Annotated in this window: 23 protein-coding genes; 15 read left to right on the top strand and 8 right to left on the bottom strand. The window is 64.0% G+C overall.

Going from position 1 to position 23,798, the window contains the following annotated elements:
- Positions 1-10: 10 nt before the first annotated feature.
- Positions 11-1,525, top strand: a complete 1,515-nt coding sequence (locus BEP01S_RS01810; protein ID WP_062239975.1) for a tripartite tricarboxylate transporter permease — start codon at positions 11-13, stop codon at positions 1,523-1,525.
- A gap of 8 nt (positions 1,526-1,533) precedes the next feature.
- On the top strand, positions 1,534-2,235 hold the full coding sequence (locus BEP01S_RS01805; protein ID WP_062239973.1) for a helix-turn-helix domain-containing protein: 702 nt from the start codon (positions 1,534-1,536) through the stop codon (positions 2,233-2,235).
- A gap of 132 nt (positions 2,236-2,367) precedes the next feature.
- Here the strand turns inward: BEP01S_RS01805 and BEP01S_RS01800 are convergent, their stop codons facing one another.
- Positions 2,368-3,042, bottom strand: a complete 675-nt coding sequence (locus BEP01S_RS01800) for an SRPBCC family protein (RefSeq protein ID WP_062240808.1) — start codon at positions 3,040-3,042, stop codon at positions 2,368-2,370.
- Between the two features lie 275 nt (positions 3,043-3,317).
- Here BEP01S_RS01800 and BEP01S_RS01795 point away from each other — a divergent pair, with 275 nt between their 5' ends.
- Positions 3,318-3,818 carry an NADPH-dependent FMN reductase gene (locus BEP01S_RS01795; RefSeq protein ID WP_062239971.1) on the top strand — a complete coding sequence of 167 codons (501 nt, stop codon included), beginning with the start codon at positions 3,318-3,320 and terminating at the stop codon, positions 3,816-3,818.
- A gap of 120 nt (positions 3,819-3,938) precedes the next feature.
- Here the strand turns inward: BEP01S_RS01795 and BEP01S_RS01790 are convergent, their stop codons facing one another.
- The 3 genes from BEP01S_RS01790 to BEP01S_RS01780 all read right to left on the bottom strand — a co-directional run bounded on the left by BEP01S_RS01790 (position 3,939) and on the right by BEP01S_RS01780 (position 6,135).
- The gene (locus BEP01S_RS01790) at positions 3,939-4,268 is read right to left on the bottom strand and encodes a putative quinol monooxygenase (RefSeq protein ID WP_062239969.1); all 330 of its coding nucleotides are present in this window, start codon (positions 4,266-4,268) and stop codon (positions 3,939-3,941) included.
- A gap of 102 nt (positions 4,269-4,370) precedes the next feature.
- Positions 4,371-5,156, bottom strand: a complete 786-nt coding sequence (locus tag BEP01S_RS01785; RefSeq protein ID WP_062239966.1) for an acetoin reductase — start codon at positions 5,154-5,156, stop codon at positions 4,371-4,373.
- 151 nt (positions 5,157-5,307) lie between these two features.
- On the bottom strand, positions 5,308-6,135 hold the full coding sequence (locus BEP01S_RS01780) for an IclR family transcriptional regulator (RefSeq protein ID WP_062239964.1): 828 nt from the start codon (positions 6,133-6,135) through the stop codon (positions 5,308-5,310).
- A 112-nt stretch (positions 6,136-6,247) separates the two neighbouring features.
- Here BEP01S_RS01780 and BEP01S_RS01775 point away from each other — a divergent pair, with 112 nt between their 5' ends.
- The 4 genes from BEP01S_RS01775 to BEP01S_RS01760 all read left to right on the top strand — a co-directional run bounded on the left by BEP01S_RS01775 (position 6,248) and on the right by BEP01S_RS01760 (position 10,165).
- Positions 6,248-6,823 (top strand): hypothetical protein, encoded by a 576-nt coding sequence (locus BEP01S_RS01775; protein WP_062239961.1) that lies wholly within the window; start codon positions 6,248-6,250, stop codon positions 6,821-6,823.
- A complete protein-coding gene (locus BEP01S_RS01770; RefSeq protein ID WP_062239958.1) occupies positions 6,823-8,442 on the top strand; it encodes a GMC family oxidoreductase in 1,620 nt (539 codons plus the stop codon). Before BEP01S_RS01775 ends, BEP01S_RS01770 begins: the two co-directional genes overlap by 1 nt.
- Positions 8,443-8,668: 226 nt before the next feature.
- A complete protein-coding gene (locus BEP01S_RS01765) occupies positions 8,669-9,229 on the top strand; it encodes a dihydrofolate reductase family protein (protein WP_062239956.1) in 561 nt (186 codons plus the stop codon).
- 177 nt (positions 9,230-9,406) lie between these two features.
- A complete protein-coding gene (locus BEP01S_RS01760) occupies positions 9,407-10,165 on the top strand; it encodes an HpcH/HpaI aldolase family protein (protein ID WP_062239953.1) in 759 nt (252 codons plus the stop codon).
- A gap of 80 nt (positions 10,166-10,245) precedes the next feature.
- Here the strand turns inward: BEP01S_RS01760 and BEP01S_RS01755 are convergent, their stop codons facing one another.
- A complete protein-coding gene (locus BEP01S_RS01755; RefSeq protein WP_062239950.1) occupies positions 10,246-11,121 on the bottom strand; it encodes a LysR family transcriptional regulator in 876 nt (291 codons plus the stop codon).
- A 139-nt stretch (positions 11,122-11,260) separates the two neighbouring features.
- Here BEP01S_RS01755 and BEP01S_RS01750 point away from each other — a divergent pair, with 139 nt between their 5' ends.
- From BEP01S_RS01750 to BEP01S_RS01730, 5 genes are all read left to right on the top strand, one after another.
- Positions 11,261-12,259, top strand: coding sequence for a Bug family tripartite tricarboxylate transporter substrate binding protein (locus tag BEP01S_RS01750; RefSeq protein ID WP_062239947.1), 999 nt, complete (start codon positions 11,261-11,263; stop codon positions 12,257-12,259).
- A gap of 55 nt (positions 12,260-12,314) precedes the next feature.
- Positions 12,315-12,815, top strand: a complete 501-nt coding sequence (locus BEP01S_RS01745; protein WP_062240805.1) for a tripartite tricarboxylate transporter TctB family protein — start codon at positions 12,315-12,317, stop codon at positions 12,813-12,815.
- Positions 12,816-12,828: 13 nt separating this feature from the next.
- The gene (locus tag BEP01S_RS01740) at positions 12,829-14,343 is read left to right on the top strand and encodes a tripartite tricarboxylate transporter permease (RefSeq protein ID WP_062239945.1); all 1,515 of its coding nucleotides are present in this window, start codon (positions 12,829-12,831) and stop codon (positions 14,341-14,343) included.
- A complete protein-coding gene (locus BEP01S_RS01735; protein ID WP_062239942.1) occupies positions 14,340-14,735 on the top strand; it encodes a universal stress protein in 396 nt (131 codons plus the stop codon). Before BEP01S_RS01740 ends, BEP01S_RS01735 begins: the two co-directional genes overlap by 4 nt.
- A 94-nt stretch (positions 14,736-14,829) precedes the next feature.
- Positions 14,830-15,765, top strand: a complete 936-nt coding sequence (locus BEP01S_RS01730) for a D-isomer specific 2-hydroxyacid dehydrogenase family protein (protein WP_062239939.1) — start codon at positions 14,830-14,832, stop codon at positions 15,763-15,765.
- Positions 15,766-15,872: 107 nt separating this feature from the next.
- Here BEP01S_RS01730 and BEP01S_RS01725 read toward each other — a convergent pair whose 3' ends face one another.
- The 3 genes from BEP01S_RS01725 to BEP01S_RS01715 are packed head-to-tail and all read right to left on the bottom strand — an operon-like array spanning position 15,873 to position 19,645.
- The gene (locus tag BEP01S_RS01725) at positions 15,873-17,192 is read right to left on the bottom strand and encodes an Nramp family divalent metal transporter (protein WP_082819228.1); all 1,320 of its coding nucleotides are present in this window, start codon (positions 17,190-17,192) and stop codon (positions 15,873-15,875) included.
- A gap of 32 nt (positions 17,193-17,224) precedes the next feature.
- On the bottom strand, positions 17,225-18,505 hold the full coding sequence (locus tag BEP01S_RS01720) for a glucarate dehydratase family protein (RefSeq protein WP_062239935.1): 1,281 nt from the start codon (positions 18,503-18,505) through the stop codon (positions 17,225-17,227).
- A 15-nt stretch (positions 18,506-18,520) separates the two neighbouring features.
- Positions 18,521-19,645, bottom strand: a complete 1,125-nt coding sequence (locus BEP01S_RS01715; protein WP_062239932.1) for an L-talarate/galactarate dehydratase — start codon at positions 19,643-19,645, stop codon at positions 18,521-18,523.
- Positions 19,646-19,863: 218 nt separating this feature from the next.
- Between BEP01S_RS01715 and BEP01S_RS01710 the strand changes: the two genes are divergently transcribed.
- The 3 genes from BEP01S_RS01710 to BEP01S_RS01700 all read left to right on the top strand — a co-directional run.
- Entirely contained in the window at positions 19,864-20,811 is a 948-nt protein-coding gene (locus BEP01S_RS01710; RefSeq protein WP_062239929.1) for a 5-dehydro-4-deoxyglucarate dehydratase, read from the top strand.
- Between the two features lie 5 nt (positions 20,812-20,816).
- The gene (locus BEP01S_RS01705; protein WP_062239926.1) at positions 20,817-22,448 is read left to right on the top strand and encodes an aldehyde dehydrogenase (NADP(+)); all 1,632 of its coding nucleotides are present in this window, start codon (positions 20,817-20,819) and stop codon (positions 22,446-22,448) included.
- An 11-nt stretch (positions 22,449-22,459) separates the two neighbouring features.
- Positions 22,460-23,798, top strand: a 1,339-nt coding sequence (locus BEP01S_RS01700; RefSeq protein ID WP_062239923.1) for an enolase C-terminal domain-like protein, incomplete at its 3' end; no start/stop codon positions are given.

The raw sequence follows: 23,798 nt of genomic DNA, 5'->3' as shown, positions 1-23,798 counted from the left end.
GGGGGCGGACATGGACACTCTCATGGATCTGGGAGGCGGCTTCGCCTCGGCACTCGAGCCGGTCAGCCTCGCCTTCGCCCTCCTCGGCGTGCTGCTGGGCACCGTCGTCGGCGTGCTGCCGGGAATCGGACCGATCTCTGCGATCGCGATCCTCATCCCGGTCTCCTTCGGCATGGAGCCGGTCCACGGGCTCATCCTGTTGTGCGGAATCTACTACGGGTCGATGTACGGCGGTTCGATCACCGCCACGCTTATCAAAACCCCTGGCGAAGTGGCCAGCGCGGTCACCGCGATCGAGGGATATGAGATGGCTCGCCGAGGTCGGGGCAAGGCGGCCCTGGCGACCGCGGCCATCGGTTCGTTCCTCGCCGGCACGCTGGCGATCATCGGGCTGACGTTCCTCTCGCCCGTCCTCGTCAAGCTGGCGAACGTCTTCGGCGCCACCGAATACTTCCTGCTCATGGCCACGGCCCTGTTGCTCGCGTCGACGATGTCGGCGGGTTCGCGGGCTAAGGCGCTCATCTCGATCTTCATCGGTCTGGCCGTGGGCCTCGTCGGTCTCGACTTCCAGACCGGGCTGCCCCGGCAGACGTTCGGGATGAGTCTGCTCTCCGACGGGATCGACTTCACGATCTTCGCGATGGCGCTCTTCGCCATCCCCGAGGCGATCCGCAACCTCGCGCTCGGGCGCGGGGCGAAGGACGAGATCCAGAGCTTCGGAAACGACAAGTGGATGACGAAGCAGGACTGGCAGCGGTCGGCCGGGCCCTGGGCTCGCGGTTCCGTGGTCGGCTTCATCATCGGCATCCTGCCCGGCGTCGGTCCCTCGCTTGCCTCGTTCATGTCCTACATCATGGAGAAGCGGATCTCGAAGCGGAAGGACGAATTCGGTCACGGCGCCATCGAAGGCGTGGCCGGTCCGGAAGCGGCGAACAACGCCGGTGTGGGCGGTGCGATGATTCCGCTGTTCAGCCTCGGCATCCCGGGGTCGGCGACGACGGCGCTGCTGCTCTTCGTGTTCACGATGTACGGTCTGCAGCCCGGCCCGCTGATCTTCCGCGATGAGACCGGCCTGATCTGGACGATCATCGCGAGCATGTACATCGGCAACATCGCCCTTATCATCCTCAACCTGCCGCTGGTCGGGGTGTTCGTGAAGCTGCTGAAGATGCCCAAGGAGATCCTCTTCTCGTCCATTCTCGTGCTCGTGGTCATCGGCGCCTATGCCATCGAGTTCAGCCTGTTCGGGCTGATGATGCTCGGCATCTTCGGTGTCATCGGCTACCTCATGGAGAAGGGCGGGATCCCATTGGCCCCGGCGATCCTCGCGCTCGTGCTCGTGCCGCTGCTCGAGGACAACTTCCGGCGCATGCTGCAGATCTCCGGCGGATCGTTCGCACCCCTGGTGACCAGGCCGGTGTCGCTGTCGATCATCATCCTCATGGTGGCAGGCATCATCGGACCGATCATCTTCCGGTGGTGGGTGTCGAGACGGAAGCTGCTCGCTGACGTGACGGTGTCGTGAAGGACGAAATGAAAGCTACAACTGACAACTCGCCGCCGGAGATCGGCGTCATCGACCGCAGTGCGGCCATTCTCGCCGTCCTCCAGGACTCGCCGATGACGGCTGCGGAGGTGTGCCGCCGCCTCAGCTATTCGAAGTCGACGACGTACCGGCTGCTCACCGACCTGCGGGCGCACAAGTTCATCATCCGTGATTCTTCGGGGCTGCTGCGGTTGGGGCCCTTCCCGGGCCGGCGCAATATCGCCACGACGAACTCGGTGCTCGAGCATCTGCGGACGATGACCGGGGAATCCGTGCAGCTGTGGGTCCGAGTCGGTGAGGACCGCGTGTGCGTGCGCAATGTCGAAGCCGATCATGAGCTTCGCGTCTCCCGCGGAGTCGGGGCGGTGCTCCCGCTCGTCGACGGCGGCTCGGCGGCCCTGGCACTGTGCGGGCCGGGAAATCCGGCGGAGTTCTACGCGACGAAGCAGGCGCGGGTGGCCGGGACCGCCTCGGCGAGTGTGGCGTTCACCGTCGGGGCGATCGTGTTCGCCCTCTGCGTGTCCTACCCGCTGACCCGCGAACCGGATAACGTCGCCGGCGCCTATCGCAACCTGCTCAGCCGGGCCGCTATCGAGCTGCGGGCGCTGCTCGACGGCAGCGAGGAGCTCGAAGTGCTGCGCGACATCGCCCGCTTGGCGCTCGGAGCGCGGAAGCAAGCGGGGGAGTAGGGGCTCTCGCCATCCTTAGGTGGGCGTTTTGGTCACGTTCTGTTGTGTTGTGCGTGACCAAAACGCCCACCCAAGGGCAGCGAAGTCGTGACGGCGACGTAGTCGGCTAGCGGCTCACCTGATGAATGTGGATCACTCGGCCGGAGGTTGACCGAGGTAGAAGCCGGTGGTCCGTTCCGCGGCGGCGCGCGCTTGATCGACGGGTGTTCCTGCCGCCGCCGAGGCCTCGCCCCAGCGGGTGCTGGAGGTGCGGACGAATTCCTGTGCTTTCGCCGAGGTGACCCACTCGTTCTCGTCTTCCGGTCGTCCCGTGCCCGCCACGAGGTGGTTGGCGAGGCTGAGGAGGGAGATATCCCAGCCGACCCCGGTGGCGCCCGGTCCGAACTGCACCCAGAAATCGGCGTTCGCCTCACCCGCGTGCGAATGTTCCAGCGTCAGGCGTGCGCTGTCGTCCACCTCGGAGATGCGGACGGTGACATGGCTGATTCCTCCCGCGAATTCCCAGGTCAGTGAGTAGAAGTGGGGCGGTTCGCAGTCCTCGATCGTGCCGGAGGCGTTGCCTTCGATCTGATAGCGGCCGCCGAGTTCGAGGTCGCCGCTGACAGGAGCGAACCACCGTTCGAGACGGGCCGGATCGGTGCAGGCTTCCCAGAGGTCGGCCACGGTGGTCGGGTAGGTCTGGCTCAGCGTCTGGACCGTGTGCTGGGTGTCGCCTTCGACGGTGATGTTGAGTCCGCGGTCGACGGCGTCGGCCTGCGCGCCGAGGACTTGGTCTTCGGTGGGGCGACTGGAGTCGGGGGTGGTCATGGATGCTCCTCGGAGGTCGTCGGTGATCTGACGGCGGTTGAAGGTGAGGTGCGGGAGGTCCGCCGAAGATCGGCGGTACTTCATGGTAACTAAGGACGCGCAGCGGTGGAATGGCATCGGTCCAGGTTGGGGATGAGAACGGATATGTCATTCACCGGGCGGTGCTCAAATGCCGGCGCATAGTGTTGAGCGCAGACGGTGCTGCCGAGCGCGGAACCGGATAGCCGTGCGTACCGCCCGCCGCCCACGTATATCGAAAGCCTGGAGGACCCCCTATGACCACACGCATCGCCGTCGTCGTCGGCAACCCTAGCCCCAACTCGCGAACCCGCCGAGTCGCCGAAGACCTCGCGGCCAGGATCGCCGAAGTCACCGGATCCGAGATCGACGAAACCATCGAACTCGCCGAGGTGACCGACGAAGTCTTCGAGTGGAAGTCCGACCGCCTCGACAAACTCACCGAACGCCTGGCCACCGCCGACTACGCAGTCATCGCCACCCCGACCTATAAGGCCAGCTACACCGGACTGCTCAAAGCCTTCCTCGACCGTTACGACGCAGGCGGTCTGCACGGGCTGACCGCAATCCCCGTCTTCACCATCGGGTCCCCGGCCCACACCTTGGCCGTCGAGACGACTCTGCGGCCGCTGCTCGTCGAGCTCGGTGCGAGCGTGCCGACGAAGGGACTGGCGTTCCCGACGGCGAAGTTCGACGACCGCGCGAACGTGCTCGACGAATGGGTCGACAGCCAGAAGGTGTACCTGCGGCGGCACTGAGTCCCGATCGCGAGAAAACACGCGAACACGAAGCGCGGGCCCGCTGAACGCATCAGCGGACCCGCGTGACTGCCTCGGTGACGGGACCTTCCGGATTGGGGACAGCCGCCTCGGCGAGGTTCAGTCGATCTGCATCTCGCCCATCGCGTCCCAATCGTCGCCGTCGATCTGACGGGAGATGATCTTCGGGGTCGCCGCGAGTGCGGAGTGCATCGGCCCGCCGTCGGCGATCGCGGCCTGGAAATGATCGGACTTCACATGCGCCTCGGCGGCATCGTCGTCGAAGGCTTCGACGAGGACGAATTCGTTCGGGTCATCGAGGCTGCGCGACCAGTCGAACCATTTGTTGCCCGGCTCCGCCCGGGTCGCCGCGGTGAATTCGCGGGTCAGCTCGGGCCACTGCTCAGCCATTTCGGGTTTGACGGGGAACTTCACGACGATGAAGATCATTGTTCTTCCTTCTCTCTGTGGGTGATTTCTTCAGCGGAAACGTGGGCGGCGGTGTCGGTGCTTGTGGGGTGACTCATGTCGGTTTCGCCCTCGGCGACGACGCTACGAGAACTGCATTCCGCCGTCGACGAGCATGGTCTGACCGGTGATGTAATCGGAGTCCTCGCTGGCGAGGAACGACACGAGGTTCGCGACATCCTCGGGGACGGACACCCTGCCCATGAGGATGTCACCAGCATATTTCTTGATCGCCTCGCCCTTGGCCAGCCCCTCCTCGGCGGCGAGCTTCTCATCGATGAGATCCCACATCGCGGTGCCGACGATGCCGGGACCGTAGGCGTTGACGGTGATGCCGTGCTTGGCCCACTCCATCGCCGCGCCCTGGGTCAGTCCGCGCACCGCCCATTTCGTCGCCGAATACGGCGACAGCAGAGCGAAGGGCCGGAACGCGACGATCGAGGCGGCGCCGATGATCTTGCCGCCGTTGCCCTGCTCGATCATCTGCTTCGCCGCGGCCTGATAGGACAGGAAGACGCCGGTGAGGTTGACGTCGACGATCTTCTCGAAATCGGCCTTCGAATAGTCGATGAGGGGTTCGACCTGGGCGATGCCGGCGTTGGCGACGAAGACGTCGAGCTTGCCTCCCGCTTCCACGGCAACCTCGACGAGGCGGCTCAGCGACTCCTCGTCCGTGACGTCCACCTCGGCGGCGGTGGCCTTCTCACCTGCACTTTCGATCGTGGTGACGGTCTCCGCCACGCTGTCCTGCATGGTCGGCAGGTCGGCGACGATGACATGATGACCATCGGCTCCGAGCCTCTGCGCAATGCCCTGACCGATTCCCCGTCCGGACCCTGTCACCACTGCGACGCTGTTGTTCGTGCCCATTTCTCCTCCTTGAGTTCTCGACTGTGAGCGAGCACGATCATTCTCGGCAGAGTCGTCAGTCGGAGGACACGGTTCTTCTCATGTGGCGATAAAGCTGGGGCTTAAGCGTGTTCGGCTGCGACGAGCGTGGTCCCGTGGGGGAGCGCGCGGGTCATGCGTGTTCGGCGACTGGGACGGTGACCGATCCGCCGCGCAGGTAGCTCGATGCCAGTCCCGCATGCTCACGCAGAGTCGTCTCGAGCTGCTTCGCCCGTCCCGCCATCTTCGACGTGGGAGTGCTGATCGCCATCGCTCCGACCTGCATCCCGGTCCCGTTGCGCACCGGCACTGCCGCGCAGGTCTGACGGGGCAGGAACTCCTCGTGCTCCCAGGCGATTCCGCGGGTGGCCACCTCGGCGAGGTGGGGGTCGAGAGCCTCTCGGCTGATCATCGTCTGCGGGGTCAGCACCTGCATTCCGCGTGCTTCGAGGTAGTCGGTGCGCTGAGGTTCGGGCATTCCGGCTAAGAGGATCTTTCCGAAGGCGGTGGCGTGCGCTGCTTCGTGGAACCCGAAGCGCAGAGGCCGCAGCCGCGGGTGCTTCTCGCAATCGGAGCAGTAGGTGAGGATGATGTCCGAACCGCGGTAGATCGCGAAATAGGCGGCGGTGCCCAGCGACCGGTGGAGCTGATCGGTGATCTGCCGGATCGGATGCGGAGCGACGAGGCGCTGCTGGAACGACAGCCCGAGCTCGAAGCATTTGGGGCCGAGCTCGAAGCGCTTGGAGTCCTTGAGGTAGACGAGATACCCGGAATCGGCGAGCTCGTTGAGGAGCCGGTACACGGTGGGCAGCGGGATCTCGAGGCGGGTGGCCACGGTCTTCGCGGCCGCACAGCCCGAAGCGGCGACGGCCTCCAGGACCGAGAAGGTTCGTTGGATCACGGCACTGTTGGACACGCGGTCTCCTGACTGTGCGATCGCCTCGGCGATCGACTTTTTCATGTGGTGAGAATGAGGATAGTCCATGGTGTCGCGGGTCACATAGGTTGCTCATGTCAGGACAGTGGCGGGCGTGCGTCGATGCCGCCGGCCGAGTGGAGCAAAGGAGCATCCGATGGCATTCCCTGCAAAATACCCATCGCTGAATGCGATGGAGATGACGGATGAGGCGAAGCAGACCCTCATCCGCGTGCTGCGCGTGGCGTTCCCGCACGCAGACTTCCCCGACGGACCGTATGTGCGCACCGCGGAGAAGATCCTCATCGCCGCCGACGAAGAGACCTGGTTCCGAGTCGCCCTGATCCAAGGGCTTCTGTCATTGGATCAGCTCTCCGACGGGAACTTCTGCGGACTCGATGACGATTCCGCGCTCAAGGTGCTGCGCCGAGTCGAGTCCACCGAATTCTTCGGCTTCGTCCGCCGCACCGCCGTGCTCAACCTCTACGACGATGTCGAGGTGTGGGAGACGCTCGGCTACGAGGGGCCGTCATTCGACAAGGGCGGCTACATCAACCGCGGGTTCGACGACCTCGACTGGCTGCCCGAACCGCGGATCGTCTACCCCGAGGATGAGCCGATTCCCGAACTCGGCGACGGGGTTGCGGGTGCCCGCAGCGGCAGCGCCGCCGGTGACGAATCGACCAATCAGCCCGCGCCGCAGAGCGCCGACATGGGTGAGGTGAAGAAGTGATGGCACAGGACCAGAACGCAGGGCAGGGCCAGACCGCAGGCCGCAGCGTGACAGGTTTCAGCGTCGACCCGGACGAGGAGGCCGTCGTCATCGTCGGCTCCGGTGCTGGCGGCGGAACCCTGGCCTACGAACTCACGGCGAAGGGCATTCCCGTCGTCGTGCTCGAGGCCGGGCCGTATCTGCGCAACGAGGACTACGTCAACAACGAATGGGAAGCCTTCAACCAGATGGCCTGGCTCGATCCCCGGACGACGACGGGATCGTGGCGGATCGCCCGCGACTTCCCGAACCTGCCGGCCTGGATCGTCAAGGCCGTGGGCGGGACGACGACCCACTGGTCGGGCGCGACCCCACGCTTCAAGAATCACGAGTTCAAGGCCCGCAGCGTCTACGGCCGAATCGACGGCGCCAACCTCCTCGACTGGCCGATCACGCTCGAGGAGATGGCCCCGTACTACGACCGGGCCGAGAAGGCGATGGGATCGACCCATGTCCACGGGCGCCCACCGCTGCCGGCGAACAACAACTACAAGGTCTTCGCCGGAGGGGCGAAGGAGGTCGGCTACAAGTTCTACGCCACCGGCCCGTACGCCACGAACGCCGAAGAGTACGACGGCCGGCCCGCCTCCATCCAGGACGGCTTCAACTTCCAGGGCGATAAGAACAGATCCAAATGGTCGACCCTGGTCAGAGAGCTGCCGCGGGCTGCGGACACCGGTCTCCTCGACCTTCGACCCGAGTCCCAGGCAGTGCAGATCACACACGATGCGAACGGTCGCGCCGACGCCGTCCTCTACCTCGACAAGGACGGCAGCCTGCACCGTCAGGCTGCGAAGCTCGTGTGCGTGGCCGGCAACTCGATCGAGACGTCGAGGCTGCTTCTGCTGTCCGGCACACCGTCCTTCCCCGACGGGTTGGCGAATTCCTCCGGCCATGTGGGACGGAACTATATGCGCCACCTGACCGGCACTGTCTGGGGTCACTTCGACAAGCCCGTTCGGATGTACCGCGGGGAGACGATGGCCGGAGTCATCGCCGACGAGTCGATCCATGATCCCGACCGCGGATTCTCCGGTGGTTACTACATGGAGACGATCTCGCTGGGCCCGGCATTCATGGCCTCCTTCGTCGAACCCGGCGGGTGGGGACCGGACTTCGCGGCGCTGCTCGACCGGTACCTCAACACCGCGGGAATGTGGATCGTCGGCGAGGACATGCCGCAGGAGAACAACCGGGTGACGCTGAATACGACGGTCAAGGACACGAACGGACTGCCCGTGCCCAACGTCCACTACGACGACCACGCCAATGACCTCGCGATGCGCGAACACGCCTACGCCGCAGGTCAGAGAGTCTACGAGGCGGTCGGAGCGCAGACCTCCCACCACACTCCGCCGTACCCGTCGACACACAACCTCGGCACCGCGCGGATGAGCGAACGGCCCGAAGACGGAGTCGTCGACAAATGGGGTCGGACCCACGACGTGAAGAACCTCTTCATCTCCGACGGATCGGTCTTCACCACCGGTGCCGCGGCGAACCCGACCCTGACGATCGTGGCGCTCGCGATCCGGCAGGCCGAGTACATCGCCGAGGCGCTGCGGACCGGGGAGGTTTGAGGCTAGGTTTCGGCTGATCGTCTGGGTGGTTGCCACTCCGCGGCCGGCCTCGGCTTGGTGAAACTACAGCAGATTGGCCCAGGGGCCGAGCTGCTGCAGTTTCACCGAGCTGGTGAGAGGCACTCACCTGCATCGGCCTGCGCTGCAAAAAGTGCCCTGCCGCGCGGCACCCTCGGCAGGAGGCCCCATAGGATGAAAGGGAGACCGACTCAGGAGGAGACTGCCCGTGGCACGTACCGTCTACTACACCGCGACCACGCTCGACGGGTTCATCGCCGACCCGAATGACTCGCTCGAATGGCTGCTGCGCCAGACCGAAGAACCGCCGGATGACGGGTTCATCGATGGCGTCGGAGCCGTCGTCATGGGGGCCACGACGTACGAATGGGTGCTGCGCAACCTCGATGGCCCGTGGCCCTACGAGGTTCCCGCCTGGGTGATGACTCACCGGAAGCTCGGCCTGCCCGAAGCCGGGACGGACGGGAAGACCCCCGATATCCGATTCGCCAAGGGATCGGTCTCTGACCACTATTTCGAAATGTGCACCGCCACCGGCGACCGTGACCTGTGGGTGATGGGCGGCGGCGACCTCGCCGGGCAGTTCGCCGACGAGGGACTCCTCGACGAGATCATCACCTGGACCGCGCCGGTGGTCCTCGGCAAGGGACGGCCGCTGCTGCCGCGCCGCCTCGACCTCGAACTCATCGAGGTCGGGTCCAGCGCCCCGTTCGTCATCGCCCGCCACCGAGTCATCGGCCCCCTCCTCGAAGACAGCCCTGCCGAATGATTCCCCTCGCCGAGGTGGGACGACGTTCCGTGCGGGAGGATCCCTAGTACGGATGGTCGGGGCCGCCTCGGCGAAGGAATCGATGAATCGTTCGTAAGGGTGGGCCGCCTCGGCGAGGTTCATCCGGATATCGGGCACCTCTGGTGGCCGGGCGGGATTCCGTGATTCGATGCAGTCATGACTGCTGCGATTGAGAATCATCGGGCCCGCCTGCGCGCGGGCGAGATCTACAACGGACTGTGGATGATGTCGACGAGTCCGGAGCTGGCGAAGATCGGGGCGGCGGCCGGGTTCGACTATGTCTGCCTCGATCTGCAGCACGGGCTGGTGCGGCCGACCGACGTGCTGCGGCTGACCGATGCGGTGCGTGCCAGCGGGGACGCGCTCGTGACGGCGCGGGTCGCGGCGAACCGATTCACGGAGATCGGGGCGCTCGCCGACGCCGGAGTCGAGGCGATCATCGTCCCGCTCGTTTCCTCGGTCGACGAGGCGCAGGCCGCCGTGGCTGCGCTCGACTATCCCTCGCGGGGCGGGGATCGTTCGTGGGGGCCGACGTACGAGATCATGCACGACGCCGTGCAGGACACTCGGGACGAGAGGCCTCTGCTGTTCGTCATGATCGAGAACGAGGAGGGCCTAGCCGCGGTCGAGGACATCTGCGCCGTGCCGGGAATCGACGGAGTCTATGTCGGTCCGGCCGACCTCGCGTTCGCCGTCGGCGCACTGCCCGGCCAGCCGAATGAGGCCCACGCCGAGGCGCTCGTGCGAATTCGTTCGGCCGCCGACGCTGCCGGAGTGGTCCCGGGAATCCACTGCGGAAACGGCGAGGAGGCGAAGCTGCGCAAGGAACAGGGCTTCCGTTTCATCACCTCATGTGGTGATTTGGGTGCGGCGGGCCGAGCCTTCCGCGAGGATCTGGGCGCAGCCCGGGGATGAAACTTTCCCCAATTACTACCTGACGGCGGCCCAGCAACCTCGAGCGAGGTATCTGGGCCGCCGTCAGGTAGTAAGAGGGGTTAGGAGCGGAGGAGGGAGATGACCTGTTGCAGGGCGGGGTTCTTCGATTGGGCGTTCCACATCGCCTTGAGCTCGACGATCTCTTCGGGCAGATCCTCAAAAGGCCGGAAGTGCACTCCGGGCACACTGACGAGCGATGCCGACTCCGGGACGAAGGCCAGTCCGTGATTGTCGGCGACGAGGTTGATCATCGTAAGTACCTGACTGATCGAATGCTTCACCATGTGATGGTCGATCGGGAAGTGACGAATGATGAGGTCGTAGAAGGACGTCGCCTTCGTCGCCGAATGCATGATGAGTGGCTCCCCGGTGACGTCGTCCTTGCGCAGTGGCCGCTCCAAGTCCATCAGATGGTGCCCGTCCGGGATGGCGAGGAGCAGCCGTTCGGCCAGCAGCAGTTCTGAGTTGATGAAACTGGGGGTCGTGTCCGACCGACCCAGGCCAAGGTCGATGCGGCCCTCTGCGAGATTCTCCAACTGTTCTCCGGTGACCATCTCATAGAGATCGAGATCGATCCCGGGGAAGTTCTCCTCGATGGCAGTGACCAGGCTGCCGAGAATGCCGAATCCGCTGGCCGCTGTGAAGCCGATACTCAGTCGCCCCCATTGTCCGGAGGCAATACGACGCGCATCCTGCGGGGCTCGGTCGGCCATGGCCAACAGCACTTGGGCATTGTCGAGAAAAGCCTCACCAGCCGCGGTGAGGGTGACGCGTTTGTTGTCTCTTTCGAGAAGGTCGACTCCGACGAACCGTTCCAGCTTCTGGATCTGCCGGCTCAACGGAGGTTGCGTCATCGAGAGGGCTTCGGCAGCTCTGCCGAAATGCAGGTGTTCGGCGACTGCAACGAAACACCGAACCTGATCCAATGTGTACATGGAATGACAATACCTTTCGAGCATTACTTCATGCAGATATCATCATAGACAATATTATTGACGCTTCTTAGGCTCATTCCGAAGTGCTCAACAGATACGCAGAGGTATCGAACGAGCTGGAAAAGGAGTGGACCAGAAAATGCAGAACATCTCCAAACGAGTCGTCGGGCCGCTGGCCCTGGGCTCAGTGGTGGCCCTCGCTCTCTCAGCATGTGGCGGCAACGTAGCCGCAGGTGGCGGGGGTGAAGAGGACTATCCGACGAAGGAAGTCTCCATCACTGTCGGAGCGGCAGCCGGAGGGTCCACGGACCTCATCGCCCGCGCGCTGGCGGATGGTGCTTCGTCCGACCTCGGGCAGGCCATGCCGGTGATCAATAAGCCCGGTGCCAATGGCACGCTGGCGGCCAAGGAAGTCCAGGCGGCCAAGCCGGATGGCTACAACCTCGCAACTCTCAACGCTTCGCTCATCACGATTACGCCGTTGGCCGTCGGCGAAGACGAAGCTGTGAGCATCGACGACTTCGAGGTCATCACCGGTGTCTCTCAGGATGACTACGTCATGGTCGCCAACCCTGATGCCGGGGTGAAGTCGGTCGATGACATCAAGAAGAGCGACAAGAAGCTTTCGTTCGGCACGGCGGGCGTCGGGACCGGTTCGCAGCTGGCTCAGAGTCTGCTGCTGGCGCAGATCGACACCGACTTCAAAGAGGTTCCGTTCGACTCTGGAGCACCTGCAGTGACTGCGACTCTCGGAAACCAGGTGAATGTCTCGACGGTCCAGCTCGGTGAGGCGAAACCGCACATCGACGCCGGCAAACTCGTGCCGATCATGGTCTTCTCCGAAGAGCGGAACAAATTCCTCAAGGACGTTCCGACGGCGACCGAAGAAGGCTACGACATCCCGGTCTCTCAGTATCGGGCAGTAGTGGCGCCGAAGGACACCCCGGACGCCGTCGTGGAGCGTCTCGACAAGTCGTTCAAGGCCACCTTCGAAACGGACGCCTACAAGGAGTTCAACGAGAAGAACCTGCTGACGCCGAAGGAGATCTCCGGCGACGAGGTTGCCGCCGAATGGGCCGACCTGGCTGACCGCTACAAGAAGTTGGTTGACGAATATGACATCGACCTCGCAGACTGATCGGCTGGCCGTGGACACGTCCGATAGCAGTGACGCCCGGTCAGACGTTCAGGCCGTGAGCGATGACGCAGAGACTCCCGAGGAGCTCCTCGCACTTTGGGAGGAAGAGGCTCCCGAGCCCGCCGGAGGGATCGCCAACCTCGTTGCGTGTGCGCTGACTCTGGCCTTCGGCATCGCCGGAATGGTGTTATCGCTGAACCTCTCCCTCGGCAGTCTGACCGACCCGGCTCCGGGCTTCTTCCCCTTCGTCATCTCACTGATCACGACAGTCCTCTCGGCGGCCCAGATGGTACTGGGTCGCCGGGGCGGCGACGGTGAGAAGTTCAGCCGCTACTCGGTCACGGTCGTATGGGGAGTCATCAGTCTCCTCGTGTTCGTTGCCGCGCTTCCCCTGATCGGATTCGAGATTCCCGCGCTGCTTCTTTCCTTCGTCTGGATGAAGTGGCTGGGCGGGGAGTCTTGGCGATCAGCGATCCTCTACTCGGTCTTGACCGTCGTAGCCTTCTATCTCATCTTCGTCGTGGCGCTGCGCACCCAGCTGCCGCATCTCTTCTGAGGAGGACGAACACATGGACATATTCACTCCGGTCCTCGAAGGGTTCGGCACCGTCCTCGAACCCGGAAACCTTCTGTACTGCTTCATCGGCGTCCTCGTAGGCATGCTCATCGGTGTGCTGCCTGGGCTCGGACCCGCCGCGACAATGGCCATCCTTCTGCCGATGACCTTCGGCATCGAGCCGGTCACTGCCATCATCATGCTCGCCGGTATCTTCTACGGCGCACAGTATGGAGGCACGATCACCTCGGTGCTGCTGCGACTGCCCGGTGAAGCCAGCGCTGTCGTCACTGTCTTCGATGGCTTTCAAATGGCCAAACAGGGACGTGCGGGAGCGGCTCTCGGTGTGGCCGCCATCGGTTCATTCATCGGTGGAACTGCAGCGATCCTCGGGCTGACTTTCCTGGCTCCGCTGATTGCCGGCTTCGCGCTTGATTTCGGACCGCCCGAGTATGCGGCACTGTCGCTCCTCGGCGTCACCTTGGTTGCAACCATCAGCTCTGGAAACAAGGTCAAGGCGCTGATCGCCGCCGCCATCGGAGTTTTCCTCGCGATGGTCGGCCGCGATGTCTTCACCGGAACCGAACGATTCACCTTCGACAACCTCAGCCTCAGCGACGGCATCGACTTCGTGACCGTGGCTATGGGACTCTTCGGCCTCGGCGAGATCCTCTACAACCTCGAAGAGCGCCACAAGGCAATGGCGACTCCTGAGAAACCCAAACGGGTGTGGCCGACGAAGAGTGAACTCAAACAGTCCGCGCCAGCGATCGGACGCGGATCGATCCTGGGCTTTCTGCTGGGCATTCTTCCCGGTGGTGGCGCCACCATCTCCTCCTTGGCCGCTTACGGTGTGGAGAAGAAGGTCGCCAAAGATCCCTCGCGGTTCGGCAAGGGTGCAATCGAAGGTGTGGCGGGGCCTGAATCTGCGAACAACGCGGCAGCGACGTCGTCCTTCATTCCGCTGCTGAGCCTCGGTATTCCCGCCAATGCCACCATGGCGCTGATGTTCGGCGCTCTGCTCATCCAAGGGATCACCCCAGGGCCTCTCCTGGTCTCCGACGAACCGGAGCTCTTCTGGGGCGTCGTCAACTCGATGTACATCGGCAACATTCTGCTGCTCATCATGGCGATCCCGCTGATCGGCGTCTTCGTCAAGATCCTCAGCGTCCGACCGGCGATCCTCGCCCCGATCACCGTGCTCATCACACTGATCGGTGCCTACACGATCAAGAATTCTGTCTTCGACGTCGGACTCGTCGTTCTGTTCGGAGTCATCGGATACCTCATGAAGAAGGCCGGATTCGAACCGGGACCGCTTGTCCTTGCGTTCGTGCTGGCCGAATTGCTCGAATCGAGCGTTCGCCGTTCGCTTATCCTCTTCGAAGGCAACCTCGGTGAGGTATTCACCCGCCCGATCACGGTCACTCTCCTGTTCGTGTTCCTGGTCGTCATCGTCCTGCCGATCATTCAGAAGATGCTCGGCAACGCCAAAGCCAAGTCGAAGAGCAAGGAGCTCGTGTCATGAGCATTCTGGTCGGATACGTTCCTTCCCCGTCGGGAGAAGCCGCTGTCGATGCGGCCATCAAAGAAGCGAACTGGAGGGGAGTGAAGCTGCGAATCGCGAACTCACGCAAACGCGGCCCGCTCGTCGAAGGCACAGTGGCGGACGACGCCGACCTCGAAGCAGTGAAGACTCGGGCAGAAGAAGCGGGAGTCGATGTCGAAGTCTTCACCCTTGCCCACGAGGATGACGTCGTGGACTCACTGCTGGAAGCCGCAGACGCCTGGTCCGTCGACCTCATCGTCATCGGGATGCGCAAGCGATCTCAGGTCGGAAAGTTCATCATGGGCTCCTCCGCACAACGGATTCTGCTGCAGGCGGATGTACCCGTCATGGCCGTCAAGGTCGGCAGCTGAACGACTCCGCTCAAGGCCGGTACCAGCAACGCTGGTACCGGCCTCTTGTCTGCGACAGCCAACGCCGCAGAACCAAACCGAACCTGGAGCTGAAATGACTCTCAAAGTGGCAGTACTGCCGACTTCCAATACATACCTCGAAAAAGCGCTCCACTCAGCTGGTGCGGCCGTCACCTCGCTCGACGATGCTCAAGCATTGATCTGGACGGGATCGGACCAGACCGGCTTCCCACGCGACCTGCCGAGCAATATCCAATGGGTTCAGCTCAAATCCGCTGGCGTCAGGCCGTGGATCGAATCAGGACGGATCGATTCGCAACGAACGTGGACTTCAGCAGTGGGTGCGTACAGTGCCGATGTCGCTGAACATGCAGTGGCCCTGCTCCTGGGCTGTCTGCGCCAATTCACACTGCATGCTCGGGCGGATTCCTGGTTGAAAGAACAGACCTGGGGCACCGTTCGTTCCCTTCGCGGACGCACCGTCGCGATCGTCGGAGCCGGCTCGATCGGACGCTCGATGATTCCCCTGCTCACGGCACATGGGGCCAAAGTGATCGCCATCAACCGTTCCGGTCGAAAAGTCGACGGCGCAGAGCGGACAGTGACCTCGCGAGAACTCGATGAAGCGCTCGCGGCTGCCGATGATGCCGTATTGGGAGGAGCATCGACCGATGAGACTCAGCGCCTCATCGGCGCAGAACAGCTGGCCGCGCTGGGCACTGACCCACGAGACGGATCGCCTGGAGTGCTCGTCAACATTGCCCGGGGAGACCTCGTTGATACTGAGGCACTGACCGATGCGCTGCGTCGTCGGATCATCGGCGGAGCCGGACTGGATGTATTCGACCCAGAGCCGCTGCCGTCCCAGGATCCGCTGTGGGGCATGGACAACGTGCTCATCACTCCGCATGTCGCCAATCCGCGGAATCGGATGTTAGATAACTTTGCGAGCCTCGTTGCGGAGAACGTGCAGCGATTCGCATCTGGGAAGACGCTGAGAGCCGAAATCGATCTGAACCGCAGCTACTGAACGCGCGTCAACGTAGTCAGCGCCGTCCAGGCGAGCTGAAGCACTAATTTGGCCCCGACATCGTCGAATCGATGTCGGGGCCAAACTGTTTGTGCATGTGGCTCGGTCTAGAACCAGCCGATCACGACCTGGACCGTCACCCAGATCGTCAGCAGGGTGGTGAGTACGAGGATGATGTTCTCGAAGAGGTTCGCTTTATGCTCTCCGAAGTGACTCTTCTTATTCGCCAGGATGAGCAGACCGATCGCGACGAGCGGGACGACGACCGCCTGGAGTCCGGTGACGAAGACTGCCATCGTGACGAATCCGGGCATTCCGGGGAACGCCCAGATGATCGGAGAGACGAGGATGAAGAGGCTGAACCACTTGAAGGACGGGTCGTCTTCGAAGTGATCGCCGTAGCGTTCGCGCCTGGCAGGCACGATGATGTGCAAGCAGTCGACGATGATCTTCGGGAATCCGTTGGCGAAGCCGACGACGCTGCTGTAGAGGATCCCGAATGCGCCGAGGTAGAAGATGATTCCGCCGACGGCGCCGAGGTGGATCGTCAGCGCCTGCGAGATGTCGTCGAGGTTGGTCACCTGGATGCCGTTCGGGCGAAGGATCTCGGCACCGACGACCCAGATTGAGAGGCTGATGACGATCGCCGAGGAGATTCCGAACAGAATGTCGTTGCGCTGCAGCTTCTTGAAGCCGACCCCACGCCATCCCTTGTCGCGAACATAGTAGGGGTAGAGGAAGTTCGCCATCGAACCGGCGACCGCGCCGATGAGGGAGAGTGCCACGGCGAAGACGCCGATCGCCCCGGTATTGTCCGGGATGCCGAAGCCGATGGTGCCGCGGACGATCTCACCGACGTCGGGCACGCTGTAGATCGCGAGCCCGAGGAAGACGACGGTCATCATCGCCAGGAGCAGCTTCATGATGCTTTCGATCGTCTTGTAGACGTTCTTTCCGATGACGAAGATGCTGCCGACCACGAGGATGCACGACCACAGGAATGGGTCCCCGACTGTGAAGATGCTGGCCAGAGCCTCGCCGGCTCCGCGGACCATGTAGCCGTTGAGCAGGTGTCCGCTGATGACGGCGGCGATCCCGATCGCCCATGGATACCACCGGGCGACATCACGGTAGCCTTCGATGATGGACTGGTTCTTGAGGTTGAGGACCTGGTAGCGGCCCATGATGTTGACGATGACGAAGCGGATGAGCAGAGAGGCCGCAAGCAGCCACATGAGGTTGTATCCGTAGTTCGACCCCGACACCGAGGCGGTCACCAGGTCGCCCGCGCCCATCATGGCGAGGACGGCGATGATCCCGGGTCCGAATTCGCGGAGGCTCCCGAGGATTCCGCGCCGCTTCGGTCCGGTTGTGGGTGAACTGTCTGAGCTGACTGTGCTGGCAGCGTCGTTGCTATTCGCACTCATTGTGAGATGTGTCCTTTCGGCGGCCTCTGCTGTTACCAGCGTGGAGCCACGGCACTGTAGTCGGGGTTGAACTTCTGCATGTATCCCGTGTCGTCGCGATTTCTGATGCCGCAGTCGAGGTATCGCTGGTGCAGCTGAGCAAGTCGATCGCGATCCAATTCGACTCCGAGCCCGGGCCGCGTGGGCACCTCGACGCTGCCGCCTGCGAAGCTGAATGGGTTGCCGACGATGACGTCGTCCTCGGGGTTCTTCCACGGCCAATGGGTATCGCAGGCATAGTCGATGTTCTTCGTTGCTCCGGCCAGATGCAGCATGGCTGCGAGACTGATGCCCAGGTGGGAATTCGAGTGCATCGACAGCGACATTCCGAAGGTCTCGGCGATGCCGGCCAGCATGGTGGACCGGCGCAGACCGCCCCAGAAATGGTGGTCGGAGAGGATGACGTCGATGCTGCCTGCGGCCACTGCGTCCGGCAGCTGAGCGAATGCGACCACGCACATGTTCGTCGCCAGCGGCATCGATGCCTTGGAGCGGACTTCCGCCATGCCTTCGACGCCCGGCGTCGGATCCTCGAGGTATTCGAGAGTGGAGTCGAGGCGTTCGGCGATGCGAAGCGAGGTCTCGACCGTCCACGCCGCATTCGGGTCGATACGCAGGGGAACATCTGGGAAACGTTCCGCGAGAGCTTCGATCGCTGCTGCCTCCTCGTCCGGGTGGAAGACGCCGCCCTTGAGCTTGAGCGCTGTGAACCCGTACTCGGCGATCATCTTCTCGGCCTGGCGGACAATCCCCTCAGGGTCGAGCGCCTCGCCCCAGCGATCATCGGACTGGCCAGGGTGACCTGCCCACTTGTAGAACAGGTAGCCGCTGAAATCGACTCGATCGCGGACCCGGCCGCCGAGGAGGTCCGAGACCGGAACCCCGAGGATCTTTCCCTGCAGGTCGAGCAGCGCGACTTCGAACGGGGAGAAGACCCGGTCGAGGGTCGATGAATCGGTGATCATTCCGCTCATACCGTGGCCGCCGGCGGTGGAATCGTCGGCCATCGCCTCGTCGACGGCGGCCCGAGCTCGGTTGATGTCGAAGACGTCGGTGCCGTTGAGAGCGTCGGCGGCGAGTTGGAGACGGTTCTGATGAGCCTCATCGCCGTAGGTTTCACCTAGGCCGTACATGCCAGTATCGGTGACGATCTCGATGATCGTGCGGATGGCGAAGGGTTCGTGGACTCCCACGGCGTTGAGCAGCGGGGGATCGGCGAAGGCGACGGGAGTGAGATTGATGTCGACGATGCGGGCGCGTTTGTCAGCAGACATGGTGGTCGGAATCCTTCAGCCGATTGTCACGGTGTCGACGGTCCAGGCTCGTGCCTGATCGCTCAGGGTGATGCCGAGTCCGGGGCGGTCGGGGACGATCATCCGACCGTCCTTGGTCTCGAGACGTTCATTGAACAGCGGATCGAGCCAGTCGAAGTGCTCGACCCAGGTCTCGCGCGGGTAGCAGGCCGCGAGGTGGAGGTGGATCTCCATAGCGAAGTGCGGAGCGATATCGAGGCCCGCTTCATCGGCGAGGGTGAGCAGGCGCATGAACTGGGTGATTCCTCCGACTCGTGGGGCATCGGGCTGGACGATGTCGCAGGCCCGAGCGTCGATGAGTGCCCGATGCTCAGCCACCGAGCTGAGCATCTCACCAGTGGCGATGGGAGTGTCGAGGGTTCTCGTCAGGCGGGCATGGCCCTCGACGTCATAGGCATCCAGCGGCTCTTCGATCCACACCAGTCCGAGTTCGTCGAGGGTTCGGCCCATGCGCAGAGCCGTCGCTCGATCCCACTGCTGGTTTGCGTCGACCATGAGGGGAGCATCGCCGATGTGCTCGCGCACTGCGCTGACTCGGCGGAGATCTTCGGCGCTGTCGGGCAGGCCGACCTTGATCTTGATTCCGCCGATGCCATCTTCCAGCGACTTCGATGCACGCTCCTTCACCTCGTCGATCGAGGCGTTGAGGAACCCGCCGGAGGTGTTGTAGGTGCGCACGGAATCGCGATGGCTGCCGAGGAACTTCGCGAGCGGCAGCTCTGCCCGCTTCGCCTTGTGATCGTAGAGCGCGACGTCGATCGCGGCGAGTGCCTGAGTGGCCAGGCCCGACCGTCCCACCGAAGCGCCGGCCCACAGCAGCTTCGTATAGAGCTTGGCGATGTCATTGGGATCCTCGCCCAGGGCCGCCTCGGCGATCTCCTTCGCGTGAGCGTACTGAGCTGGACCGCCTCCGCGCTTCGAATAGCTGAACCCGATCCCAGAATGTCCCTCGGTGGTGGTGATCTCGGCGAAGAGCATCGCCACTTCGGTCATCGGTTTCTGTCGACCCGTGAAGACCTTGGCATCGGAGATCGGCACCGCCAACGGCAATCGAATCGATGACAGGGTGATCGTCTTGATCGCGTCAGGGGTGTACGCCATTGAAGCTCCTCATTCGTGCCGATTCGGATGTGCTCTCACCCGGTCATCGGCCGACGTCAGGTGAGTCAAGTGCCGAGTCAATAACATCGGTCTTTGCCACATCTGACCAATACCTTTAGTGCATGAGTCGATATCGTATGGGCCTTAGACAGGCATCATCGGGCGACCTAGAGTCGCTTCCGAATCACTCCATCGAAGTAGTCAGCAAAGGAACCACAATGGCTCAATTCTCCCCACAGGACCTGGCAGCTCACCTCAAGAACGGACTGCTGTCATTCCCTGCGACGGCGTTCAACTCAGACCTCAGCCTCGACGAGGCCGGCTACCGCAGCCACATCGAATGGCAGTCCAGCTACGACGTCGCCGGTCTCTTCGCCGCGGGCGGCACCGGAGAGGGATTCAGCCTCAGCCCCGACGAGGCGGCTCGTGTCGTCGAACTCGCCGTCTCCTCCTCTCGTCCCGAGGTTCCGGTCCTGGCCTCCGCGAGCGGTCCCACCGTCCAGGCCGTCCGCAACGTCCGCGATGCCGAAGCCGCAGGAGCTGAAGGCGTCCTCGTCCTCCCGCCCTACCTCACCGAATGCGACCAGGACGGTCTCTACGAACACGTCGCCGCGATCTGCGAAGCCACCAGCATCGGCGTCATCGTCTACAACCGCGCCAACGCCATCTACTCCGCCGACACCGTCGCCCGGCTCGCCGACAACCACGCGAACTTCATCGGGTTCAAGGACGCCATCGGCGACATCGAACACCTCACGAAGGTCTACGCGAAGAACGGCGACCGCCTCTTCTACCTCGGCGGACTGCCCACCGCCGAGACCTTCGCCCTGCCGCTGCTGCAGCTGGGCATGAGCACCTACTCCTCGGCGATGTTCAACTTCGTCCCCGAATTCGCCCTCGACTTCTACGCCGACGTCCGCGCCCAGAACCGCGAGGCCGTGACCGAGAAGCTCAACCGCTTCGTCCTGCCCTACCTCGACATCCGCGACCGCGGCAAGGGCTACGGAGTCTCCATCGTCAAGGGCGGGCTCAAAGCCATCGGCCGCGACGCCGGACCCGTGCGCCCACCGCTGCACAGCCTCAGCGACCAGGACGTCGCCGACCTCGCCGGCCTCATCGACGCAGCGAAGATCCGCCCCAACACCGAGATCAAGATCGGAGCCTGACACTCATGACCGCGCTCACTGGACTCTCCCTCATCGCCGGGGACCCGGTCACCGGCAACGGCGCCACCACCAACGCCGTCGACCCGAGCACCGGGCAGACCCTGACCCCCGACTACACGTTCCTCGACGAAGCACAGGTCGACGCCGCCGTCGATGCCGCTGCGCAGGCATTCGCCAGCTACCGGGCGACCACGCCGACCCAGCGCGCCGCCTTCCTCGAGACGATCGCGGACAACATCGAAGCCGTGCGCGAAGCGATCGTCGACCGTGCCATGTCCGAGACCGGGCTGCCCTCGGCACGGCTGACCGGTGAAGTCGGCCGTACAGTCGGACAGCTGCGACTCTTCGCCGAGGTGGTCCGGACCGGGAACTTCCACGCCTCCCGCATCGACCCCGCCCAGCCGGACCGTACCCCGGCACCGCGGCTGGACATCCGGCAGCGCAAGGTCCCGGTCGGCCCTGTCGTCGTCTTCGGCGCCAGCAACTTCCCGCTCGCCTTCTCCGTCGCCGGCGGTGACACCGCCTCCGCGCTCGCCGCCGGCTGCCCCGTCGTCGTCAAAGCCCACAACGCCCATCCCGGAACCGGGGAGATCGTCGGCCGGGCCATCGCCGAGGCGGTCACCGCCAACGGTCTGCACCCCGGAGTGTTCTCCCTCGTCTTCGGACCGGGATCCTCGGTCGGGCAGAGGCTCGTCGCCGATTCCCGGGTCGCCGCCGTCGGCTTCACCGGATCCCGGTCCGGTGGACTGGCCCTGCAGTCGACCGCGCAGGCCCGGAAGGTCCCCATTCCCGTCTATGCGGAGATGAGCTCGGTCAACCCGGTCATCCTGCTCGACGGTGCGCTGGCAGGTGACGGGGCACGCGTCGTGGCCGAACAGTTCATCACCTCGCTGACCGGTTCGAGCGGACAGCTGTGCACCGCACCCGGGCTCGTGCTGGTCCCGACCGGTGCCGACGGAGATGCCTTCGCCGAGGCGGTCGGGCAGCTGATCGCCCAGCAGACCGGGCAGACCATGCTCACTCCTTCGATCGCCGAGGCGTTCGACCGCGGCGTGGCCGCGCTCAGTTCACAGGACGACGTGTCCACGGTGGGTACGGGAACCGTGGGGGAGGGCCAGAACGCCCCCGCCCCGGTCGTCTTCACCGCCACCTCGGCGGCCGTGCGGGAGAACGAGGTGCTCAGTGAGGAGATCTTCGGAGCCGCCTCGGTGCTGGTCCGCTATGACGGAATCGATGATCTGCTCGACACCCTCACCGGGATCGAAGGCCAGCTGACGACGACGATCCATGCCACCGACGCCGACACCGAGGCGGCCGGACGGCTGCTGCCCGTCCTCGAGGACCTGAGCGGTCGGATCCTGTTCAACGGATGGCCGACAGGAGTGGAGGTCGGACACGCTATGGTTCATGGCGGACCGTTCCCGGCCACCTCCGCACCGGGCACGACGTCGGTGGGGTCGCTTGCCATCGATCGATTCCTCCGCCCCGTCGCCTACCAGTCGGTGCCGGTTGGACTGCTGCCCGAACCGATCGCCGACGACAATCCGTGGTCGGTCGTGCAGATGGTCGACGGTGTGGTGACGACTCCGGACCAGGCTGGAGCCGTCCTCAGCGGGACGGGTGCGGCCGGATCATGAGGGGAACGTCGATGACGACACAGACGCAGGTCGCCACCCCGACCATCGCATCGGTGCGGGTCGTGCCGGTCGCAGGCCGCGACTCGATGCTGCTCAACCTCTCCGGTGCACACGGGCCCTACTTCACCCGCAATATCGTCCTCATCACCGACAGCGATGGTCGGACGGGGCTCGGTGAAGTGCCCGGCGGCGAGAACATCAAGGCCGCCATCGAAGAGGCCGGGCGTGAACTCGCCGGTCGCCGGGTGGCTCAGGTCAATCGGATCGTCTCCGAGCTGCACCAGCGATTCGCTGCCGTCGACGCCGGTGGGCGGGGCAATCAGACCTTCGACCTGCGGGTGGGCGTCCATGCCACGGCCGCGATCGAATCGGCGCTGCTCGACCTGCACGGTCAGTTCCTCGGCCTGCCGGTGGCGGACCTGTTGGCCGCGGGGCAACAGCGGGATGCTGTGCCGATGCTCGGGTACCTCTTCTATGTCGGCAATCCCGATGCCACCGATCTCGACTACCTGCGCGAACCGGATGCGGACGGGTGGGATCGTCTGCGTCGGGAGGAGGCGCTGACCCCGTCAGCAGTCGTTGAATTGGCGAGGGCCGCCTCGGCGAAATACGGATTCAAGGACTTCAAACTCAAGGGCGGAGTGCTCGCCGGTGAGGCAGAGGTCGAGACCGTCACGGCACTGGCCAGGGAGTTTCCGGACGCACGGATCACCCTCGACCCGAACGGCGGCTGGCTGCTCGACGATGCCATCGAATACGGCAAGGCGATGAACGGCGTCGTCGCCTATGCGGAGGACCCTGTCGGTCCCGAGGGTCGGTTCTCCGGTCGGGAGACCATGGCGGAATTCCGCCGAGCCACGGGCCTGCGGACGGCGACGAACATGATCGCCACTGATTGGCGGGAGATGGCGCACGCGATCCGGACCAACGCCGTGGACATTCCGCTTGCTGACCCGCACTTCTGGACGATGTCCGGCTCCCACCGGGTCTCGCAGCTGTGCCACGATTTCGGGTTGACGTGGGGTTCGCACTCGAACAACCACTTCGACGTGTCCCTGGCGATGTTCACCCATGTCGGAGCCGCGGCTCCCGGCAAGATCACGGCACTCGACACGCACTGGATCTGGCAGGACGGCCAGGAGCTCACCCGCGATCCGCTGAAGATCGTCGACGGCGAGATCCAGGTGCCGACTGCTCCTGGCCTCGGTGTCACCATCGACGAGGATCGTCTGGCCAAAGCACACGAACTCTACGTCGAACACGACTTGGGTTCGCGCGACGATTCGGTCGTCATGCAGTACCTCATCCCCGGCTGGACCTTCGACGCAAAGAAGCCTTGCCTAGTCCGCT

This window comes from Brevibacterium epidermidis NBRC 14811 (assembly GCF_001570805.1).
In the GTDB taxonomy this organism is placed as follows: domain Bacteria; phylum Actinomycetota; class Actinomycetes; order Actinomycetales; family Brevibacteriaceae; genus Brevibacterium; species Brevibacterium epidermidis.
This window is presented reverse-complemented; position numbering and strand designations above follow the sequence as displayed.

Coding starts and splice junctions, on each gene's coding strand:
- BEP01S_RS01810 (WP_062239975.1), top strand. CDS start 11: ATGGACACTCTCATGGATCTGGGAGGCGGCTTCGCCTCGGCACTCGAG.
- BEP01S_RS01805 (WP_062239973.1), top strand. CDS start 1,534: ATGAAAGCTACAACTGACAACTCGCCGCCGGAGATCGGCGTCATCGAC.
- BEP01S_RS01800 (WP_062240808.1), bottom strand. CDS start 3,042: ATGACCACCCCCGACTCCAGTCGCCCCACCGAAGACCAAGTCCTCGGC.
- BEP01S_RS01795 (WP_062239971.1), top strand. CDS start 3,318: ATGACCACACGCATCGCCGTCGTCGTCGGCAACCCTAGCCCCAACTCG.
- BEP01S_RS01790 (WP_062239969.1), bottom strand. CDS start 4,268: ATGATCTTCATCGTCGTGAAGTTCCCCGTCAAACCCGAAATGGCTGAG.
- BEP01S_RS01785 (WP_062239966.1), bottom strand. CDS start 5,156: ATGGGCACGAACAACAGCGTCGCAGTGGTGACAGGGTCCGGACGGGGA.
- BEP01S_RS01780 (WP_062239964.1), bottom strand. CDS start 6,135: ATGAAAAAGTCGATCGCCGAGGCGATCGCACAGTCAGGAGACCGCGTG.
- BEP01S_RS01775 (WP_062239961.1), top strand. CDS start 6,248: ATGGCATTCCCTGCAAAATACCCATCGCTGAATGCGATGGAGATGACG.
- BEP01S_RS01770 (WP_062239958.1), top strand. CDS start 6,823: ATGGCACAGGACCAGAACGCAGGGCAGGGCCAGACCGCAGGCCGCAGC.
- BEP01S_RS01760 (WP_062239953.1), top strand. CDS start 9,407: ATGACTGCTGCGATTGAGAATCATCGGGCCCGCCTGCGCGCGGGCGAG.
- BEP01S_RS01755 (WP_062239950.1), bottom strand. CDS start 11,121: ATGTACACATTGGATCAGGTTCGGTGTTTCGTTGCAGTCGCCGAACAC.
- BEP01S_RS01750 (WP_062239947.1), top strand. CDS start 11,261: ATGCAGAACATCTCCAAACGAGTCGTCGGGCCGCTGGCCCTGGGCTCA.
- BEP01S_RS01740 (WP_062239945.1), top strand. CDS start 12,829: ATGGACATATTCACTCCGGTCCTCGAAGGGTTCGGCACCGTCCTCGAA.
- BEP01S_RS01735 (WP_062239942.1), top strand. CDS start 14,340: ATGAGCATTCTGGTCGGATACGTTCCTTCCCCGTCGGGAGAAGCCGCT.
- BEP01S_RS01730 (WP_062239939.1), top strand. CDS start 14,830: ATGACTCTCAAAGTGGCAGTACTGCCGACTTCCAATACATACCTCGAA.
- BEP01S_RS01725 (WP_082819228.1), bottom strand. CDS start 17,192: ATGAGTGCGAATAGCAACGACGCTGCCAGCACAGTCAGCTCAGACAGT.
- BEP01S_RS01720 (WP_062239935.1), bottom strand. CDS start 18,505: ATGTCTGCTGACAAACGCGCCCGCATCGTCGACATCAATCTCACTCCC.
- BEP01S_RS01715 (WP_062239932.1), bottom strand. CDS start 19,645: ATGGCGTACACCCCTGACGCGATCAAGACGATCACCCTGTCATCGATT.
- BEP01S_RS01710 (WP_062239929.1), top strand. CDS start 19,864: ATGGCTCAATTCTCCCCACAGGACCTGGCAGCTCACCTCAAGAACGGA.
- BEP01S_RS01705 (WP_062239926.1), top strand. CDS start 20,817: ATGACCGCGCTCACTGGACTCTCCCTCATCGCCGGGGACCCGGTCACC.